Origin of the sequence: Mesorhizobium sp. WSM3862 (genome assembly GCF_002294985.1) — a bacterium.
In the GTDB taxonomy this organism is placed as follows: Bacteria; Pseudomonadota; Alphaproteobacteria; order Rhizobiales; family Rhizobiaceae; genus Mesorhizobium.
Window position 1 is genome coordinate 579,624 of the sequence record NZ_NSGE01000002.1, and the last position, 15,367, is coordinate 594,990.

Below are 15,367 nucleotides of genomic sequence, written 5' to 3' on the forward strand. Positions count from 1 at the left end.
ACTTGGTAGCGCGGATCAGTCTATGACGTTTCGCGCCACAAGCTTGGCGACGCTTGGCCCAACAAGCAGCACGACGAGGAAACGGGCCGATTGCAGCGCCATGACGAAGGAGATGTCGACGTTCTGCGCGGCGGCGGCGATGATGGCGACGCTGTCCATGCCGCCGGGGCTGGTCGCCAGATAGGCGGTCAGCGGATCGATCCCGAGCACGCGGCTGATGACGAAAGCCATGCCGCCGCAGAAGGCGATCAGCGCTACGATCGAGGCGATGATCTGCGGCAGGGCGCGTGCCGCGTGGCGCAGGATCGGCCGGGTGAAGTTCAGCCCGATCGACCAGCCGACCATGGCGTAGCTGACGGCCAGCAGCCAGGGCGGCAATTGCATCGGCACGCTGAAGCCGAGATGGATTACCGCGCCAAAGATGAAGGTGCCAAGGAAGAAGGGCGAGGGCAGCCTGAGCAGCTTGCCGAGCAGGCCGCCGACGACCGCGATGCCAAGGGTGGCGCCAAAGGCCAATGGATCGATCGGCGGAAACCAGATGATGGGCGGCACTTCGACGCCCGACGTGTCGACCCACATCTTGGCGACGAGCGCCGCCGTCACCGAAACGAAGATGACGCGCAGATATTGCATGAAGGCGACGAGGCGCTGGTCGGCACCGAAGGCGCCGGCCATCAGCACCATGGCGGTGGCGGCGCCCGGCGAGGAACCCCAGACCGCCGTGGTGGCTGGCAGGATGCGCCAGCGACTGATCAGCCAGCCTAGCAGGCTGGAGGCGGTGAGCGTCGCCACCACCGTCCCGAAGAAGAGCGCCCATTCGGCGTAGAAGACCGGAAATATGTCGACCGAGATCGAATTCGCCACCAGGCAGCCGACCACGGCCTGAGCGGAACTGAACAGCGCGCGGGGTACGCGCACCGTGGCGCCGTTGGTGCCGGCCAGGATCGCGGCAAGCATCGGGCCGATCAGCAGCGCCGCAGGCAAGGCGGCCAATTCCAGCGCGCCGGCAAAGAGCAGCGAGAGCACCACCAGCGCCAGCCACTGCTGCAGCGGGCGCAATCGCGTCATGCGTTGAACAGACGGTTGCTCCAGTGACGGTCCTTCTGATGAAGAGTCCATATCCGGCTCTTAGCCCGGGCACGGACAAATGCGAACCCATTTTCCCGCGGAAATGCCGTTGGCGACGGTCTCGCGCTCAGCTGCCCTTCTCGGGGGCCGGAAGGCCGAAGCCGCCGACAGGATGGGTCTCGACCTGGAATTCGAAGCCGGCGATGAAAGGACGCGCCTTGGCGATTGCCGCCTGGACTTCGGGCAGTTGCAGGGACGCCTTATGGCTTGCCTGATCGGTCCACACTTCGGTGACCCAGATCGCGTCGGCATCGGCCGGATCGGTGGCGATGATGTAGCTCAGGCAGCCGGGCAGGGCACCGGTCGTCTCACGCAGCACGTCCATGACTGCATCGCGCTGGCCGCGTGCCGCCCGCATCTTGCCGATCAGTCCGAACATTCCCTTCCTCTCCCTCCAGGTTGCACGCTGAGCTGAGTATGCAATCGCCAGCTCACGGCATCAACTGGCCACCATTGACCTCGATCACCTGGCCGATGATGTAGCCGCTCAAGCGGTCGGAAGACAGGAACAGGTAAGCGCCGACGCAATCTTCGGCCGTTCCGGCGCGACCCTGCGGAATGGTGGCAACCATGCCCTTCATCTGCTCGGCGGTGGAATAGCGCTCGTGGAACGGGGTCAGGATGGTGCCGGGCGCCACGGCGTTGACGCGGATGCCAAAGCCGATCAGCTCCTTGGCCATGCCGCGCGTCACGTTGGAGACGAAGGCCTTGGACGAGCCATAGAGGCCGGCGCCGCCGCCGGCGCCGTTGCGGGCGGCGATCGAGGTGGTGTTGATGATGAAGCCGCCCTGGCGCTTCAGCCATGGGATCGCTCTGCGCGAGGCCGTCAGCACCGAGCGCGCGTTGAGATCCATCACCGCATCGTAATGCGCCTCGGTCTGGTCGGCATAGGCAACGCGGCCGAGCATGCCGCCGGCATTGTTGACCAGCCCGTCGAGCCGGCCGAAATGTTCAGCGCTCTCCTCGACCACACGCTCGACGTCGGCGGGAACCGAAAAATCGCCCTGCGTCAAAAACACCTCGCCGCCGTCGTCGCGGATGGTTTTGGCGACCTCTTCGGCGGCTTCCCGGCTTGAATTGTAATGCAGCGCAACGCGGCATTTCTGCCGGGCATAGGCGAGGGCGAGGGCTGCTCCGATCCCGGTCGACGCGCCGGTGACCAGCACCGCCTTGCCGGCAAGATCGGGAATGACAAGCGTGGTCGAGTCAGTTGGCACGTCGATATCTCCAGGATTGCGCTGGCAATTGGTAGACGCTTCCCGGCCAGGTGTTCAAGTCAAGGCAAGATCAGGGCGCGAATTCAGGGCCGCAGATAGACATAGCCCTGGCGCTGCAGCTCCGCGAGCTTGACCACGCCGCCTCTCTCCGCGACCTGGAAGCCGGCAAGCAGGTCGGTCAGTGCGATGTCCATGCCATGCATTGTGTTGCCGCAGGCCTGCGGAACAAGTCCCTGCTGGACGAGGCCGGCAAAGCGGCTGGAGGTCGCTCCGGAAGCGCTCTTTGCCTTGAAGGCCGCAAGCGCCGGCCCGTGGACGACCAGCACGACCTCGACATTGCCGCCGGTGCCCTCATAGTGGTTCTTGATGTTGCCGAGGACGAAGTTGACCTTGTCGGGGTCGCTGAGATGGTAGGCGACCTTCAGCCTGTCTTCGGCGGCGGCGGCGCTCGCCTGTCGCAGACCGAAAAAACCGCCCACTCCGGCAAGACCGGCGCGGAAAACGTCACGGCGCAGCATCGCATCCTCCTCGATCCGGCGGCCCTCGCAAGTTTGCGTGGCCCAGCCTTCGTGCCTAGACTAGCATGAATCGCAATCACGTCCTGTCGGTGCGAGGAGAGGATCACATGACGTCGAGGATGGTGGCAGGCGCGGTGCTGGGTGCCGCACTGTTCTTTGCCGGCGCGGCGCTCGCAGATGATGCCCCCAGGCTGACCGAACTCAGCCCGAGCGGCGCCGACGTCTGCTTCGGCCGGGTCTATGATGCCGCCCATCTCAAGGCGCATCCGCACCAGAAGGTGGCGCGCATCTTCTTCTACCATGGCCACGATCCGGTCAGCCGGCCGAACGAGGAGCCGAGCTCGATGTCCGACGCTGCCTATAACGGCTTTCTCACCACCACGGTGCGCGGCGCCAAGAAGCCGGAATGGGCGGCTGGCTGGTGCAACAAGGAGGATCCGAGCGACAAGGCGAGCGGCATTCGCTGCGGCATGGAATGCGACCGCACGCTCGCCTCGCTGAAAGTCGACGACAAGGGCCGGCTGATCCTCTCCAACGTGCAGCCTGACGTCTATCTCGACGCCGGCGCGGAGGAGGATCTCGGCAAGGCGAAATACGACGAGCAGGCGCTGGGCAGCGAAGACGACAATTTCCGTCTCGATCCGATGCCGGCCGACACCTGCAAGGCGGAGTTCGCGCGCATCGATCCGATCGACCCGGCGCTCGGGGCCCCGCTGCGCGAGCGGCTGAAGCCGGACCAGCCCTTCTGCTACGGCCGCGACTATGACGACGCGCATCTGAAATCCCATCCGGACCAGATGACGCAGTCGATCCGCGTCTTCCGCGGGCCGATCGAGCTTGCTTCCTTCGCCGCCGGTGGCGATGCCGCCAACTGGCCAGACGGCGCCGACATCGCCATCTCGGTGACGACCAGGCAGAAAGAGGCCAAGGTTACGCAGACCTATTCCTGCCAGGGCGAGGCCGATCAGTGGCGCTGCTCGGCCAGCTCCAAGATGAGCGACTTTGCCTGCGACATCTCGCAGAAGGAGATTTTTCTCAAGCGCGGCGCCAGCGGCACGATGCTGCTGGCTAACCCCAACAATGCGCTCGCCATCGTCGACCTCTGCTCGAAGATGGCGGGCGGCAAGACCAAGTCCGACGACAAGGTGTACAGGCTCAATCCGATGCCGCAGTCGGCCTGCACGCCGTGAGTGTGTCACTTCGCCACTCTGAAGTGTGGCGCTTCGTCATCCTATGGCGGAGCAGGGAGCGAAGGGACGCGGCACAGACCATAGAATCCATGCCCGATATGCTAAGGCGTTGAAACGGTGTAGAATTCTGCTCCGCTGCATGCTTCGGCCAAGGTCACGACATGGGTCCCAGGGTCTCCGCGACGGAGCTTCGCTCCGGCTTCGCCCACGGATGACGGCACCGCGGAGGCCCGGCCAATTTTCCAAGGCGTGCCTGGAAATCGCTTCAGGCGAAAGGCACTGCCGCCGTGCCTTTCGGCAGCTTCGCCTCGTCGTCCGGCTCGACATGGATGGTGACGCGCACCGATGGGATCTCGGCCTTCAGCGCGTCCTCGATGCGGTCGCAAATGACATGGCTGGCGCCGACCGTCATGTCGGCGTCGACGACGAGGTGGAACTCGATGAAGGTCGCTCGCCCGGCGATGCGGGTTTTCAGGTCATGCACCTCCAGCGCACCCTTCGAATTGGCCGAGATGATATCGCGGATCTGCATGTGCTCCTGGGTGTCGACGGCACGATCCATCAATCCGCTCAGCGACTCTCCGGTAAGCTTCCAGCCTTGATAGAGAATGTTCAGTGCAACAAGGAGCGCAAGCAGCGGGTCGAGGATATGCCATCCAGTCATCACCGCGGCGACAAGGCCCACGATGACGCCGACCGAGGTAAGCACGTCGGTCATGATGTGCTGGCCGTCGGCGACCAGGGCCGGCGATCGTTCGCTGCGGCCGTTGCGGATCAGCACGAATGCCCAGACGGCATTGACGAGCGCCGCGCCGGCATTGATCGCCAAGCCCTGCCAGGGCTGTTCGAGCGATGCGGGGCTCTGCAGCGATTGCCACACCTTGGCGATGATCAGCAGCGCCGCAACGACGATCAGAACACCCTCGAGCACCGCAGAAAAATACTCGGCCTTGTGATGGCCGAAGGGATGGTCGCTATCGGCCGGCTTATGGCTGATGCGGATCGCCCAGAGAGCGGCTGCCGCAGTGATGACGTTGACGATGGATTCCAAAGCATCGGAATAGAGGGCCACGGAGCCGGTCATCTGCCAGGCAACGAATTTCAGCCCCATCACCAGGAAGGCGATGACGATCGACCAGAAAGCGAGGCTGGCGATCTTGCGCTTCGCGGCGGCTCTTGCGGCCGCCGTCGCCGTGTCTTCCACCGCGGCCATCGTTGCTAGGCAGCCTTTTCCTTGGCCTTGCGCGGCAGATGCGCAACGATGTTCTCGATGATGCGCATGCCGGCATTGTGGCCGAGCGTCATGATCGATTCCGGGTGGAACTGAACGGCGGCGATCGGCTCCTTGCGGTGCTCGAAGGCCATGATGACGCCGTCCTCGGTCTCGGCCGTCACCACGAAACCTTCGGGCAGGCGCACCGGATCGGCGAAGATCGAATGATAGCGGCCGACGGTCACTTCCTTGGGCAGCCCCGAGAAGATGATGCCCGGATTCGAGACACGGATGCGCGAGGGCTTGCCGTGCATCGGAATGTGCAACTGCCGCAACTCGCCGCCATAGGCTTCGGCCAGCGCCTGCAGGCCGAGACAGACGCCGAAGACCGGCAGGTCGCGGGCGCGCGCTCGTCTGATGGTCGCGGCGCAATCGAAATCCTTCGGCGTACCCGGGCCGGGGGAGAGCACGACGAGATCGGGCTTCAACCGCTCGAACACCTCTTCCGGCACCGGCGTGCGCACGGTGGAAACAGTGGCGCCGGTCTGGCGGAAGTAGTTGGCCAGCGTGTGGACGAACGAGTCCTCGTGGTCGACGAGCAGGATGTTGACGCCGTCGCCGACGCGCGCGGTGGTGCGTTCGGTGCCTGCGGCGTTGCCGGTCTTGGCGTCGCGTATGGCGGAGAGCATGGCGGATGCCTTCAGTTCGGTTTCGGCTTCTTCTTCCTCAGGAACGCTGTCGAAAAGCAATGTGGCGCCGGCGCGCACTTCGGCGATACCGTCCTTGATGCGGATGGTGCGCAGCGTCAGCCCGGTGTTCATGTCGCCGTTGAAATTGACCATGCCGATCGCCCCGCCATACCAGGCGCGCGGGCTCTTTTCGTTCTGCTCGATGAAGCGCATGGCCCACAGCTTCGGCGCGCCGGTGACGGTGACCGCCCAGGCGTGCGACAGGAAGGCGTCGAAGGCGTCCATGCCTTCGCGCAGCCGTCCCTCGATGTGATCGACGGTGTGGATCAGGCGCGAATACATCTCGATCTGGCGGCGGCCGATGACGCGCACCGAGCCCGGCTCGCAGACGCGCGACTTGTCGTTGCGGTCGACGTCCGAGCACATGGTGAGCTCGGACTCGTCCTTCTTGGAGTTGAGCAGCTTGAGGATCTGCTCGCTGTCGGAGATGGCGTCGTCGCCGCGCTTGATGGTGCCGGAGATCGGGCAGGTCTCGACCCGACGGCCGTTGACGCGCACGAACATCTCCGGCGAGGCGCCGATCAGGTACTCGTTTTCGCCGAGATTGATGAAGAAGGAATAAGGTGAGGGGTTGATCGACTTCAGCTTGCGGGAAATCTCCGAGGGCTGGGTCTCGCAGCGCTCGTAGAACATCTGTCCAGGCACAACCTCGAACAGGTCGCCGCGCTTGAAGCTCTCCATCGCCCGGCGCACCAAATTGGCATATTCGCCGGGTTCGTGATCGCCGCGCGGCGGGATACGGTCGGCGGTCCTGAACGGCTCGACATGAGCATCGCGCACCAAGCCTTCCGTGGAAAACCCTTCGCCGGAATAGTCGTAGCGGTCGGTCCAGGCCTTGGTCGAATAGTGGTCGACGACGAGGATCTCGTCAGGCAGGAACAGCACCAGGTCGCGCTGGCTCTGCTTACGCTCGAGCTTGTAGTCGACCGGGTCGAACTGGAAGGCGAGATCGTAGCCGAAGGCGCCGTAAAGGCCGAGATTGGCGTCCTCGGCAGTCTTGAACAAAGCCGTGATGGCGCGCAGCACCGTGAAGACGGACGGCACGCGGCTGCGCTCTTCCTCGGTGAAGACGCGGCCGGGCTTGGCGACATCGAGGCGGATCAGCTTTTTCGAGCTCTCGGCAATCGCCACCTCGCTCAGCTCGGCAAGCGCCTTGCCGATCACCGGCAGCAGCACTTCGCCGCGCTGGTTCAGCGCCTCGATGCGCATGGCGCGGCCGCGCGCCGAGATCACCAGCGGCGGATCGATGATGGCCGTGTCCCAGCGCGTGTAACGGCCTGGATATTCATAGTTCGAGGAGAACACCGCGCCGCGGCGCGAATTCAGGCCGTCGACATAGGCGTCGATCGCGCCTTCATAAGGCTGGTCATGGCGTTCTCGGGTGATCGTCACCCCGCCCGCGGTGACGAAGCGCTCCGCCCCGTTGTCCAGAACTGTAGTCGTCATTGCCGTCTCCACCAGCGTTTTGGGCAACGGACCCGGGAATGGCTTGGAAAAACAAATGGCCGCCCGGACATTCCGCTGCGGCCACCCTCATTTTCACGCATGCGCGTTCGAACCGGCCGCTGTCAGCGAGCCCACCACCAAACGGTCTTGTTCGAACGCATGTTCATGGCGACTCCCATAGCGGCGAATGACGGCCCGCGCAACTGGATTTCACGCGAACGGTAAAGCCGGCCCGTCAGTCCTCCAGCGTGCCGGAGCGCGCGTCGGCGCTCCTCTTGTCGCCGGCAAGCTTCAAAAGATCCTCGCCGGCCCGGATGATGCGGCGCGAACGACGGGTCAGGATGAAGCCCGACTGGGGCGCGAACACCTCGGTGCGGCCGCCGGCTTCGCCGGGCGCATGGACGATCGTCGCCAGCCGGTCGCCCTTGTTGACGCGGTCGCCGGGCTTGACGTCGTAAAGGATGGCGCCGGCCTTGGGCGAAGGCATCATTTCGATGTTTTCCAGCGGTACGACGGCGCCGGAGAAGCTGCTCGCCTTCGGGACGGAAGGGTCCCGGATGACGCCGCGCGTCACCAGCAAGCGGTAGAGGCCGGCGGCATCGGAGGCGGCCAAGCTGCTGTCGACATCCAGCATGCCGCGATATTCGACCGTGGTGACGACGCGCCGGTCGAAGCGCGCGACGCTCGCAGGCACGTTTTGATAGGGCATAATCGAGGCGCCCTCGAAGGTGCCGCTACTGTCCTCGCTCCACAGCAAGACGGCATCGATGCCCATCGCAGCCGCGCAGTCGGCCATATGCGGCCACAGGCTGGTGTGAATGTAGAGATAGGCAAGGCCTTCATCGTCGCAGTGGAGATCGAGCACGATGTCGTTGCCGAGCGAGAGTTCGACGAGCCGCTTCTTCAGCCGGCGGTCGGCGCCGCCGAGGTTGACATCCGCTAAAAGCCTGGCGTCCGGCGCGGCAAGCAGCGGGAAGGCACGGTTGAAGTTGGTGCGGGTGCCGAGATTGAAGCGGCCCTGGTGCTCGCCGAAATGGTATTGCGCCCGACCGATTGGATTGGCCCAGGGCACCAACGTGATGGCGCCTCTAATGCGGCCTTCCGCTTCCGCCTTGGCAAGCATCGGCATCAGCGCGTCGATGGCGACGACACCCGGCAATTCTCCGGCATGAAGCGCCGCCTGCAGATAGACCGAGGGCGCCGACTTGTCCGTGCCCTCGAAGCGGAAAACTGGGAACTCATAAGCAACGCCTTCGCTGTCGCCTGCGATGCGCTCGATGGTCTTTTGCATGGGGTTCCTCCGTTGGGTGGCCAGACATGCATGGTTACGGCCAGGGTGTCAGTGGTCCAGTCCGCCCGCGCGATAGGCGCAAGCCGACCGTCGGACGCCTTGAGCACTGTTTGCCAAGATCGAGAAGCCCCGACGTGGAGCGGCGATCTGCCGTTACGCCAGCGGCTTCAAGTCCTGGGCGATGGTCGGCAGAAGCTCCGAGACGTTGGGGTGGATGTGCATGGCGCGCGCCAGCGTCGAGATCGGCGCCTTGGCATACATCAGGTCGAGCACAGAGTGGATCGCCTCGTCGCCGCCCGGTCCGAGCACCGAACAGCCGAGGATCTCGCCGGTGTCGGCGTCGGCCAGGATCTTCATGAAGCCTTGCGTCTCGCCCTTTTCGACGGCGCGGCCGACACGGGTCATCGGCCGCTGGCCGACAAGCGCGCGGCGGCCGGATTTCTTGACAGCGGTCTCGGTCATGCCGCAGCGGCCGAGCGGCGGATCGATGTAGAGCGCATAGGCCTCGATGCGGTCGCTGACCTTGCGCGGATCGTTGTCGAGCAGATTGGCGGCGACGATCTCGTAGTCGTTGTAGGAGGTGTGGGTGAAGGCGCCCTTGCCGTTGCAGTCGCCCATAGCCCAGATGCCGGGCACATTGGTGCGCAACTGGTCGTCGACGACGATGTAGCCGCGCTTGTCGACCTCGACGCCGGCCTTGTCGAGGCCGAGGTCGTCGGTGTTGGGGACACGGCCGAGTGCCAGCAGCACATGCGAGCCGACCGCCGGCGGCTTGCCGGCAGAGAAGGTCACGGCGATACCGTTGCCCTGCCTGGCAAAGCCGATGTCCTCGGCGCCGACATGGACGGTGACGCCTTCGTTTTCGAGGATGGACTGGATCGCGGCCGAGACCTCTTCGTCCTCACGGCCCGTCAGCCGCGGCGCTTTCTCGATCACCGTGACCTCGGAGCCGAAACGGCGGAACATCTGGGCGAATTCGAGCGAGATGTAGCTGCCGCCGACGACGACCAGATGGCTGGGCAGCACATCGAGATCCATCATCGAGGAGTTGGTGAGATAGGGGACGTCGTTGACGCCGGGCAGGTCCGGCACGGAGGCGCGGCCGCCGGTGTTGAGGAAGATTTTTGGCGCGGTCAGCAGGTCGTCGCCGACGCGCACTGTATTAGCGGATTCGAATCTGGCATGGCCGCGATAAAGCGTGCAGCCCTTCATCCCCGCGATCCAGCTTTCGAGATTGCCGCGGGCGTCGTTGGTCACCTTGTCCTTGCGTGCCTTGATTCTTTGATAGTCGACCCCGACCGGACCGGAGAGCGCGACGCCATAGTCGGCGGCGCGGCGGGCAAGATGCGCGGCGTAGGCGCTCGCCACCATCGCCTTGGTCGGCATGCAGCCGGTGTTGACACAGGTTCCGCCAATAAGCTTGCGCTCGATCAGGGCAACGCTCATGCCGGCGGCGTCGAGCCGGCCGGCGAGCGAAGGGCCGGCCTGGCCGGCGCCGATGACGATGGCGTCGAAGTTCTTCGCGCTCATGCGACCGCCGCCACGATCAGCAGGCCGCCGAAGATCGCCACCGCGTCCTCGATGAAGGCGGCGGGCGGATCCTTGCCGAAGGCGGCAGCCATCCTTGCGCGTGCTTCGGCGCCGCCCAGCGTGCCCATCACCGCGCCGATCGCGCCGGCGATGAGGCCGCCGATGGTGGCGCCGGCCGTGGCGCCGATCACTGCGCCGCAGAAGGCGCCCGTGACGATGCGCGCGCCAAACTGCTGCGGCACCTTGCGGCTCGGCGTCGCCGGCAACTGGTCGGTGACGAGCTCGACGATCGCCAGGACGGTGAAGATGCCGACCGCGATCCAGTGGCCCATGAAGCTTGCCCAGGTGCCGGCGACCGGGATCCAGCCGAGATACGAACCCCAGGCGACGGCGGCCGGCGCGGTCATGGCGCGAAGGCCGGCGACGACGCCAATCAGCAATGCCAGAATGTAGAGCATCATCACCCCCTCAAATTCGGAGCCCCGCACGGTTCCGCGGATGGCAAGCTAGCATAGGCCTGGCGTTTGGCCATGGGCTTTTCCGGTCGGGCGGATTGTGCTTTGGCAGCGGGACGGGAATGGAGGAGCAGCCATGACGACAAGCGAGCGCATGAAGATGGCGGCGGGTGAATGGTACAGCTGCATCGATCCGGAGCTGGAAGCGCTGCGGGTGGCCGCCGGCGATGCGGTGTTCGAGCACAACAGCATGCCGCCCCGACAGCGCGGCGACATCGGCGCGGCCCTGCAAGCGCTGCTCGGCGGCCTAGGCGAGGGCGCGCGCATCGAGGCGCCGTTCCACTGCGCTTACGGCTTCAACCTGTTCCTCGGCGAGGGCGCCTTCCTGAACGCCGGTTGCACCATTCTCGATACCGCTCCGGTGAAGATCGGCAGGAGGACGCTGCTTGGTCCCAATGTGCAGATCTATTGCGCCGAGCATCACCGCGAGGCCGCCGGGCGGCTGGCCGGATTGGAGATCGCCAAACCGGTGACGATCGGCGATAACGCGTGGATCGGCGGCAGCGCGGTGATCCTCGCCGGCGTCAGCATCGGCGAAGGCGCCATCGTCGGCGCCGGCGCGGTGGTGACGCGCGACGTTCCGGCCGATGCGACCGTGGTCGGCAACCCGGCGCGGGTGGTTACACGCCGCTGAGGGCGACCTGCGCGCTGCCCTTCGAGAATTCGCGCCGGTACTGCATCGGCGAGGTTCTGAGCCGCGCCGCGAAATGCTGGCGCAGCGACGTGGCGCTGCCGAAGCCGGCCTCGAAGGCCACCATGTCCATCGACTTGTCGGTCTGTTCCAGCAGCCTCTGCGCCAGCGCCACGCGCTGTTCGGCCAGCCAGTTGCCAAAGCTGGTGCCGGTCGTCTTCTGGAAGCGACGCGTGAAGGTGCGGCGGGTGAGGCCAGCTGCTTCGGCGACGCTGTCCAGAGTGTGAGCTTCGCCAAGCGTTGCCCGCACCCCGTCAAGGGCTTTTGTGAACCGGTCGGCGTTTGGCGTCGGCGCGAGCGGGCGCTCGATGAACTGAGCCTGTCCGCCCTGCCGGTGCGGCGACAGCACGACGTGGCGGGCGAGCCGAAGCGCTGCCTCGGCGCCGTAGCGGGCGCGCACAATGTGCAGGCAGCAGTCCAGCCCGGCGGCGACGCCGGCCGAGGTGACGATGTCGCCTTCATCGACATAGAGCACATCGGCGTCGACGGCGATGTCGGGGTGCAGCGTCCGCAACTGGTCGGTATAGGCCCAATGCGTGGTCGCCTTGCGTCCCGCCAGCAGTCCGGCGGCGGCGATGGCGAAGGTGCCGAGGCAGAGGCCGACGATCAGCGCGCCGCGCTTATGTGCCCGTTCGAGCGCATGCTTGAGCGGCGCGGCCAGAGGAGCATCGAGATCCTTCCAGCTTGGGATGATGACGATGTCGGCCTCGTCGAGCGCCGAAAGATCGTGCGGGACCGAAATGCTCAAACCGGCATCGGTATGGATAAGTCCTTGCTCCGCCGCGCAGACGCTGAAGTCGAAGCGCGGCAGACCGAGCTTGGTGCGGTCCGCGCCGAAGACCAGGCAAGGCACGGAAAGGTGGAACGGGCTGATGCCGTCGAAGGCGACGACGGCGACGATCGGATTGCGCATGGCAGACATTCACCGGGTTACGGCAAAGAGTGTCCCAATTCTTTCGAATAATGTCAATTGGGCCGCTTTCTGGGAATAGATGTTCGGCCTAGCTTCGCCACCTATCAACCCGCTCGAAAGGAACCGCCATGTCAGCCACCCAGCCACGCCGCGCACTCGTCGTCGTCGATGTCCAGAACGACTACAATGGCGGCAATCTCGCCATCCAGCATCCGCCCTTCGCCGACAGCGTCGCCAACGTGGCGCGCGCCATGGACGCCGCCACTGCTGCCGGCATCAAGGTCGTTGTCGTGAAGCAGATGGCGCCGGAGACTTCGCCGATCTTCGCCAAGGGCAGCCATGGCGGCGAACTGCATCCCGAGATCGCCGGGCGCGCCCGCGACCACTATGTCGAGAAGACGCTGCCCTCCGCCTTCACAGGCACCGACCTCGAGAACTGGCTGCGCGCCAACCACATCGATACGATCGCGGTCGTCGGCTACATGACGCATAATTGCGACCTGTCGACCATCATCCATGCGGTGCATATGGGCTTTGCCGTCGAGTTCCTCTCGGATGCCAGCGGCTCGGTTCCCTACGCCAACAGCGCCGGCTACGCGTCTGCCGAAGACATCCATCGCGTGGTGAGCGTGGTGCTGCAGTCGCGCTTCGCCGCGGTGCTCAAGACCGCCGAATGGATCGATTGCCTGAAGACCGGCGCCCTGCCGGAGCGCGACACGATCTATGCGTCGAACCAGCGGGCGCTGAAGCGGAACGCTGCCTAAAGCATTCACCGTTTCACGGAAAAGGCGAAATGCTCTGGCTTTTTGTTTTTGACGCAATTCCGGACGGAAAACCGCTCACACTTTTCCTGGAACTGCTCTAGCCGCACCAACTCCGAAAGAAAAAGGGCGCCGCAGCAGTGCGGCGCCCTTGGTCGTTTCAGCTCCCAACGCTGCCTAGAACAGGCCCTCGATCTGGCCCTGCTCATTGAGGAAGATCTTCTCCGAGGAGGGCGACTTGGGCAGGCCGGGCATGGTCATGATCTCGCCGCAGATGATGACGACGAAGCCGGCGCCGGCCGAGAGCCTGACCTCGCGCACCGGCACGGTATGGCCGGTCGGCGCGCCGCGCAGATTCGGGTCGGTCGAGAAGGAGTACTGGGTCTTGGCCATGCAGACCGGCAGATTGCCGTAGCCTGCCTGTTCCCACGCATGCAACTGGTCGCGGATCGACTTGTCGGCGATCGCCTCGTCGCCGCGATAGATGCGCTTGACGATGGTGTTGACCTTCTCGAACAGCGGCATCTCGTCCGGGTAAAGCGGCGAGAACTGCGAAGCGCCGGATTCGGCGATCTCGACGACCTTCTTCGCCAGGTCCTCGATGCCGGCCGAGCCTTGAGCCCAGTGCTTGCACAGGATCGCCTCGGCGCCCTGCGCCTTGACGAAGTCCTTCATCGCCTGGATCTCGGCGTCGGTGTCGGTGGTGAAGTGGTTGATCGCCACCACCGCCGGCACGCCGAACTGCTTCACGTTCTCGATGTGACGGCCGAGGTTGAGGCAGCCCTTCTTGACCGCTTCGATGTTTTCCTTGCCGAGATCTTCCTTCTTGATGCCGCCATTCATCTTCATGGCGCGCACGGTGGCGACGATCACGGCGGCCGCCGGCTGGAGCCCGGCCTTGCGGCACTTGATGTCGAAGAATTTTTCGGCTCCCAGGTCGGCGCCGAAGCCGGCTTCGGTCACGACGTAGTCGGCAAGCTTCAGCGCCGTCGTGGTGGCGACGACCGAGTTGCAGCCATGCGCGATGTTGGCGAACGGGCCGCCATGCACGAAGGCCGGGTTGTTCTCCAGCGTCTGCACCAGGTTGGGCTGGATGGCGTCCTTCAAAAGCACGGCCATGGCGCCGTCGGCCTTGAGGTCGCGGGCATAGACCGGCGACTTGTCGCGGCGGTAGGCGACGATGATGTCGCCGAGGCGCTTCTCGAGATCCTTGAGGTCGGTGGCAAGGCACAGGATCGCCATGACTTCCGAAGCGACGGTGATGTCGAAGCCGGCCTCGCGAGGGAAGCCGTTGGCGACGCCGCCCAGCGAACAGATGATCTCGCGCAGCGCCCGGTCGTTCATGTCCATGACGCGGCGCCAGGCGACACGGCGGGTATCGATGCCGAGCTCGTTGCCCCAGTAGATGTGGTTGTCGATCAGCGCCGAAAGCAGGTTGTGGGCCGTGGTGATCGCGTGGAAGTCGCCGGTGAAGTGGAGGTTCATATCGTCCATCGGCACCACCTGGGCCAGGCCGCCGCCGGCGGCGCCACCCTTCATGCCGAAGTTCGGGCCGAGCGAGGCTTCGCGGATGCACACGATCGCCTTCTTGCCGATGCGGTTCAGGCCGTCGCCGAGGCCGACCGTGGTGGTCGTCTTGCCTTCGCCGGCAGGCGTCGGGTTGATGGCGGTGACCAGGATCAGCTTGCCGTCCTTGTTGCCCCGCACCGATTTGATGAATTCGGCCGAGACCTTCGCCTTGTCGTGGCCATAGGGCAGCAGGTGCTCGTAAGGGATGCCGATCTTGGCGCCGATCTCCTGGATCGGTTTCTTCCTGGCGGCGCGCGCGATCTCGATGTCGGACTTCACTTCGGCCATGACGGCTTTCCTCTGGATTGGGCGGTGGAGGGGAGGGGTTCGATCACTACAGCAATTCCAGGAAAAGTGTGAGCCGGTCTGCCGTCCGGAATTGCGTTAAAACGAGGAAACAGGGCGGTTCTGCGTTTCCGCCCGGACGCAAGGGCATGTTCTAACCCTGTCGCTGTCACGGCGTCAACTTTCATGCAACTATGTTTCCTGTGAAGAAATTACTGCGTTCCCGGCCGACCTTCCAAGGGTCTTTGGCGCCCGGTCGTTGCGAGCGTATAGAAGCCAGAGCAGGGATCGTTCCGCCGTCTCAAAACAGCCGCGCAATGCGCGGAATGCGACAGACGCGACGGCGCAAAT

Annotated in this window: 14 protein-coding genes; 3 read left to right on the forward strand and 11 right to left on the reverse strand. The window is 64.8% G+C overall.

Going from position 1 to position 15,367, the window contains the following annotated elements:
* Positions 1-15: 15 nt before the first annotated feature.
* From CK224_RS07045 to CK224_RS07060, 4 genes are all read right to left on the reverse strand, one after another.
* Positions 16-1,119: an AbrB family transcriptional regulator gene (locus tag CK224_RS07045; RefSeq protein WP_095781245.1), complete on the reverse strand. Its 1,104-nt coding sequence runs from the start codon at positions 1,117-1,119 to the stop codon at positions 16-18.
* A 76-nt stretch (positions 1,120-1,195) separates the two neighbouring features.
* Positions 1,196-1,507 (reverse strand): putative quinol monooxygenase, encoded by a 312-nt coding sequence (locus tag CK224_RS07050; RefSeq protein WP_095781246.1) that lies wholly within the window; start codon positions 1,505-1,507, stop codon positions 1,196-1,198.
* Between the two features lie 52 nt (positions 1,508-1,559).
* The gene (locus CK224_RS07055) at positions 1,560-2,345 is read right to left on the reverse strand and encodes an SDR family oxidoreductase (protein WP_095781247.1); all 786 of its coding nucleotides are present in this window, start codon (positions 2,343-2,345) and stop codon (positions 1,560-1,562) included.
* A gap of 83 nt (positions 2,346-2,428) precedes the next feature.
* Positions 2,429-2,863 carry a DsrE family protein gene (locus CK224_RS07060; protein WP_095781248.1) on the reverse strand — a complete coding sequence of 145 codons (435 nt, stop codon included), beginning with the start codon at positions 2,861-2,863 and terminating at the stop codon, positions 2,429-2,431.
* A 107-nt stretch (positions 2,864-2,970) separates the two neighbouring features.
* Here CK224_RS07060 and CK224_RS07065 point away from each other — a divergent pair, with 107 nt between their 5' ends.
* The gene (locus tag CK224_RS07065; RefSeq protein ID WP_095781249.1) at positions 2,971-4,053 is read left to right on the forward strand and encodes a hypothetical protein; all 1,083 of its coding nucleotides are present in this window, start codon (positions 2,971-2,973) and stop codon (positions 4,051-4,053) included.
* A gap of 265 nt (positions 4,054-4,318) precedes the next feature.
* Here CK224_RS07065 and CK224_RS07070 read toward each other — a convergent pair whose 3' ends face one another.
* From CK224_RS07070 to CK224_RS07090, 5 genes are all read right to left on the reverse strand, one after another.
* Positions 4,319-5,266 (reverse strand): cation diffusion facilitator family transporter, encoded by a 948-nt coding sequence (locus CK224_RS07070; protein WP_095781250.1) that lies wholly within the window; start codon positions 5,264-5,266, stop codon positions 4,319-4,321.
* Positions 5,267-5,271: 5 nt separating this feature from the next.
* Positions 5,272-7,461, reverse strand: coding sequence for an anthranilate synthase (locus CK224_RS07075; RefSeq protein WP_095781251.1), 2,190 nt, complete (start codon positions 7,459-7,461; stop codon positions 5,272-5,274).
* 235 nt (positions 7,462-7,696) lie between these two features.
* Positions 7,697-8,752, reverse strand: coding sequence for a succinylglutamate desuccinylase/aspartoacylase family protein (locus tag CK224_RS07080; protein ID WP_095781252.1), 1,056 nt, complete (start codon positions 8,750-8,752; stop codon positions 7,697-7,699).
* A 153-nt stretch (positions 8,753-8,905) separates the two neighbouring features.
* Positions 8,906-10,282, reverse strand: coding sequence for an FAD-containing oxidoreductase (locus tag CK224_RS07085; protein WP_095781253.1), 1,377 nt, complete (start codon positions 10,280-10,282; stop codon positions 8,906-8,908).
* Complete coding sequence (locus CK224_RS07090) at positions 10,279-10,740, reverse strand: DUF4126 family protein (protein ID WP_095781463.1); 462 nt, start codon at positions 10,738-10,740, stop codon at positions 10,279-10,281. The genes CK224_RS07085 and CK224_RS07090 overlap by 4 nt, the downstream gene beginning before the upstream one ends.
* 133 nt (positions 10,741-10,873) lie before the next feature.
* Between CK224_RS07090 and CK224_RS07095 the strand changes: the two genes are divergently transcribed.
* Positions 10,874-11,431 (forward strand): sugar O-acetyltransferase, encoded by a 558-nt coding sequence (locus CK224_RS07095; protein ID WP_095781254.1) that lies wholly within the window; start codon positions 10,874-10,876, stop codon positions 11,429-11,431.
* Here the strand turns inward: CK224_RS07095 and CK224_RS07100 are convergent.
* Positions 11,418-12,401 (reverse strand): helix-turn-helix domain-containing protein, encoded by a 984-nt coding sequence (locus CK224_RS07100; RefSeq protein ID WP_095781464.1) that lies wholly within the window; start codon positions 12,399-12,401, stop codon positions 11,418-11,420. The two genes, CK224_RS07095 and CK224_RS07100, sit on opposite strands and share 14 nt — an antisense overlap.
* Positions 12,402-12,529: 128 nt before the next feature.
* Here CK224_RS07100 and CK224_RS07105 point away from each other — a divergent pair, with 128 nt between their 5' ends.
* Positions 12,530-13,165, forward strand: a complete 636-nt coding sequence (locus CK224_RS07105; protein ID WP_095781255.1) for a cysteine hydrolase family protein — start codon at positions 12,530-12,532, stop codon at positions 13,163-13,165.
* A 174-nt stretch (positions 13,166-13,339) separates the two neighbouring features.
* Here CK224_RS07105 and CK224_RS07110 read toward each other — a convergent pair whose 3' ends face one another.
* Complete coding sequence (locus CK224_RS07110) at positions 13,340-15,019, reverse strand: formate--tetrahydrofolate ligase (protein WP_095781256.1); 1,680 nt, start codon at positions 15,017-15,019, stop codon at positions 13,340-13,342.
* Positions 15,020-15,367 lie beyond the last annotated feature (348 nt).